This is a genomic window from Microcystis sp. M53603_WE2, assembly GCF_030065435.1.
This window is the reverse complement of record NZ_JASJFF010000571.1, coordinates 1-4,021: the sequence shown is the minus strand read 5'-3', so window position 1 is coordinate 4,021 and position 4,021 is coordinate 1. Positions and strand designations below refer to the sequence as shown.

3 protein-coding genes are annotated in these 4,021 nt (G+C 47.6%); 1 reads left to right on the top strand and 2 read right to left on the bottom strand.

Annotated elements, in window-relative coordinates:
• The first annotated feature begins 459 nt into the window (after window positions 1-459).
• Window positions 460-1,704 (top strand): DUF4912 domain-containing protein, encoded by a 1,245-nt coding sequence (locus PX481_RS12045; RefSeq protein ID WP_002759885.1) that lies wholly within the window; start codon window positions 460-462, stop codon window positions 1,702-1,704.
• Between the two features lie 124 nt (window positions 1,705-1,828).
• Here PX481_RS12045 and PX481_RS12040 read toward each other — a convergent pair whose 3' ends face one another.
• Window positions 1,829-3,481 carry an acetolactate synthase large subunit gene (locus PX481_RS12040; RefSeq protein WP_288027129.1) on the bottom strand — a complete coding sequence of 551 codons (1,653 nt, stop codon included), beginning with the start codon at window positions 3,479-3,481 and terminating at the stop codon, window positions 1,829-1,831.
• A gap of 219 nt (window positions 3,482-3,700) precedes the next feature.
• A partial coding sequence (locus PX481_RS12035; RefSeq protein WP_288094638.1) for an SRPBCC family protein occupies window positions 3,701-4,021 on the bottom strand: 321 nt, incomplete at its 5' end.

The window sequence follows — 4,021 nt, the reverse complement described above, 5'->3', positions numbered from 1 at the left end:
GCGTTATAACTGCTTTGTCCATGACGAACAATAATCACACGAGTAGCCAAGCGGTTCAGTCTCCTTAACTAAAAGTCTCAATATCAGATTACAGGCGATCGGGATCGGAGTACAAATCAGTGATCAGTGATCAGTAATCAGCAATTATTATAGTTTATTTGTACTATAATATCGCCTACAGTTTCAAGGCAGCACAGCATATCAAAACTTCCTGATATAACAATCTCTTTGGGATCAAGGGTTTGGCGGTTTTATCAAGAAATCATGACAAGGTACTTGTTCAAAATCGGAATCTTGCTGTTTAATAGGTATTTATAACAAGCGATTCCCTTGATCCCCATCGAGTGGATCTCTCGTTCATAAAGCAATCGATGAGTAGTTAGAAGGATTACCCAGATCACTGCTTTTGCAAATGCCCAAAAACATTTGCCGTCGTAACTAATCGGAGAGCGTCAACTCATGGTTCCAGAATACCCCCCCTTAGATGAGATGACCTTGCGGCAACTACGACGAGTTGCCAGTCAATACAGCATCTCTCGTTACAGTCGGATGCGGAAAACGCAGTTAATCGAGTCAATTACCCAAGCTATGGGAGTAAGCGGCAATTTTAAATCTATTATTAAAGAGGAAAAACCAGTGGAAGCAGCAAAATTTGAATTAGGTCAAGCTAACCCGATCGAAGATATCCTAGGTTCAGTGGATGATGGTTTAGGAGATCTGCCCGGGGGCTACGGTGAAAATCGCATCACCCTCCTACCTCGCGATCCTCAGTGGGCCTATGCTTACTGGGATATCCCCAACGAATCAAAAGAAGATCTCCGTCGTCAAGGGGGACAACAGTTAGCCCTGCGTCTTTATGATGTCACCGATATCGATCTCAATAGCCAAGGCGCGCATAGCGTCCAAGAATATCTCTGTGATGAATTAGCCCGGGAATGGTATTTACCGATTCCGGTCAGCGATCGAGATTATGTTATCGATATCGGTTATCGTTGTGCCGATGGTCGTTGGTTAGTTTTGGCCCGTTCTCCTTTAGTGCGGATTCCTCCCGTCTATCCTTCCGACTGGATTGAAGATATTTTTGTCACCGTTAACTGGGAAGAAGAACTGGTGGGTAAAACTGTTTACGAACTCGTTCCCCCCAGCAAACGCTACGGCAGCAGCGCCGGAACCACGGGAAGCCCTATCTACGACCAAATTTTCGAGAGTGTCGGCGATATCGAGGCCCTACGGGTGGCCGGTTCCTTGTTTGGTTCCATGCAGCACGTCGCTGGTTCCGTACCGATGTCGGAAGTGATCAGTTCTTATGTATTCCCCTCTGGGGTTGGTATGTGGGCAGTTCCCACGGTATCGGGACTAACTGCTTCCGGTATAGGCATAACTGCTTCCGGTATCGGTATGGGTGCTTCGGAAACCCTACAACGTCCGCGCAAATTCTGGTTAGTTGCCGATGCCGAATTAATCGTCTATGGTGCTACGGAACCCGATGCCACCGTAACTATCGGTGGTCGTCCGATTAAACTCAATCCCGATGGCACTTTCCGCTATCAGATGTCCTTCCAAGATGGTTTAATCGATTATCCGATTATGGCCGTGGCCGCCGATGGTGAACAAAATCGTTCTATCCACATGAAATTTACCCGGGAAACCCCCTCTCGCAATACCAACACTAAAGATGAGGCGGTTCTAGAATGGTTATTCTAGATCGGGTTTTCTAACGTTACCAAAGCCAACCTAATTACTTCCCCCTAACTGAGATTTAGTTAGGGGATTTTTTTCGAGAAGTTAACGGCAAGCTACCGAGGGGGTTGCTTGCCGCTATCAACTTCTATTCCCAAATCTGACAGCTTAAATCGCCCGATTTTTGGGAAAGACGCAGATTTTCACCGTAATCGACGGGAACATCGATCACCGTAGGCACCTCTTGCCGGAAAGCCTCCTCTAGTGTCGGGATCAAATCCTGAGTAGATTCCACCCGATAGCCTTTTAATCCCATACTTTCGGCAAATTTAACAAAATCGGGATTACCAAACTTAATAAAAGAAGATGTCCCAAAATAGTTTAACTGCTTCCATTCGATTAAACCGTAACCGCCATCATTAAAGATGAGAGTGACGAAGGGAGTTCCCACCCGCAAAGCTGTCTCCAATTCCTGACAATTCATCATAAAACCGCCGTCTCCCGTCACCGCCACAATGCGCTTATCGGGATAAACTAACTTAGCGGCGATCGCACCAGGGATAGCAATACCCATAGCGGCGAAACCGTTAGAAATAATGCAAGTATTGGGACAATCGGAGTGATACTGGCGCGCCATCCACATTTTATGAGCGCCCACGTCACAAATAGCGATATCTTCCGGTCCCATCACCTGACGCAGATCGTAGATCAATTTTTGTGGCTTGATCGGAAAACCCGTATCATTGGCATAGGTTTCGTAATCGGCCCGAATTTCCGTCTTTAATCCCGCGGTGACAGGAGTTGGTTTATTCTGGCGATCGGCCCGTTTGAGGATATCGATGAGAGAATCGGTGATATCACCCACCACTTCCACCACCGGGGCATAACTGCTGTCAATTTCCGCCGGAGTCATGCCGATGTGAATAATCGGTAATTTCCCGTCTGGATTCCATTTTTTCGGGGAATACTCGATTAAATCGTAACCAACAGCGATAATTAAATCACTGCGCTCGAAGGCACAACTAATCAAATCCCGTTGCTGTAATCCTACCGCCCAAAGAGCCAGAGGATGGGTATAGGGAATCACCCCCTTACCCATAAAAGTGTTAGCCACAGGGATATTCAAGGCCGTGGCGAATTCCGTTAAAGCCTCACTAGCATTAGCGCGAATTGCCCCATTTCCCGCCAAAATCAAGGGATTTTTCGCTTTAGAAATCACTGCGGCCGCCATGTTCAAAGTCCGGTAGGAAGCGTAAACTTTTTCCTGACTATCGAGGGGCAAGGGATGACCATCGGCAGCCATAGCGGCGATATTTTCGGGAAGATCGATATGAACTGCCCCCGGTTTCTCACTTTGGGCGGTTTTAAAGGCTCTCCGTACCACTTCTGGGGTGATACCCGGCCGCACGATTTGTTTATTCCATTTCGTCACCGGGGCGAACATGGCCACCAGATCCAGGTATTGATGGGATTCAATGTGCATCCGATCGGTTCCCACCTGGCCGGTGATGGCCACTAAGGGCGCCCCATCGAGGTTAGCATCGGCTACCCCTGTCATCAGGTTAGTCGCCCCCGGTCCTAAAGTGGAGAGACAAACCCCCGCTTTTCCCGTCAAGCGTCCATAGACATCGGCCATAAAAGCCGCGCCCTGTTCGTGACGGGTGGTGATAAATTTGATCGAGGAGTTTTTCAGGGCTTCCAAAACATCGAGGTTTTCTTCCCCGGGTAGCCCAAAAATATACTCGACCCCTTCATTCTCTAGACATTTAACTAGAAGTTCGGCTGTGTTTAATTCCCCCATAATTCCCTCCTGTAGAGCTTACTTCATCAGTAAAGTCTCTAGAGATAGTTCATCCCGGCGGATTGAGGTTGTTGCGCTCAACTCGTCGGGATGATATCAGTAGACTATATGTACCAATGTAGCTGACTAAAATTTTGTTTAAGTCTATCCATATACCATTGTGACTTAGATCTTGACCCTTGGCAGATTATTTATTAGCACAATTGGGGAGAATTTTTTTTAGACCGTTAATTCTTCGGCGGCGTGGGCTAGTTGGGCGGCGACTTTGGCTAGATAGGGACGACTTAACCACCAGATAAAGGGGGACAGCCAACCCCGCAGAGTGACAGAATAGGAAATATAACTACCACAGAGGGTTGATTCCACTTGGTAGGTCATTTTCTGTTCCATGCCCGGGATAGCGAGAACTCTGAGGCTGAGGAGTTCCCCGGGGCGGACATTTTCCACGAAAACCCGGATAGGAATGGGAGTCAGACGGGTGACAGCTTGATAGATTAACCCCGGTTTAGCGATTAAACCCAAGGGAACATCAGCCTTGGC